Genomic DNA, 258 nt, shown 5'->3' on the forward strand with positions numbered 1-258 from the left:
CTGTGGATAACGCGCCAACAGGCCATAAGGACGTGGAGGGAAGACGCCGATGCGGTGCCCATTTTGTGGAAACGTAGACACGCAGGTCAAGGACTCCCGCCCCGCCGAGGACCATGTCGCGATCCGGCGGCGCCGGTTCTGCCCGGCCTGCGGGGGGCGGTTCACCACCTATGAACGGGTGCAGTTGCGCGACCTTGTGGTTATCAAATCTTCCGGCAAACGCGAGGATTTCGACCGCGATAAGCTGGAACGCTCAAT

Annotated in this window: 1 protein-coding gene; it reads left to right on the top strand. The window is 61.6% G+C overall.

The window, feature by feature from the left end; all coding sequences use genetic code 11:
• Window positions 1–49: 49 nt before the first annotated feature.
• Window positions 50–258, top strand: a 209-nt coding sequence (locus E0702_RS17875) for an NrdR family transcriptional regulator (RefSeq protein ID WP_132045828.1), incomplete at its 3' end; no start/stop codon positions are given.

Source organism: Halomonas marinisediminis (genome assembly GCF_004347715.1).
GTDB classification, from domain to species: Bacteria; Pseudomonadota; Gammaproteobacteria; order Pseudomonadales; family Halomonadaceae; genus Halomonas; species Halomonas icarae.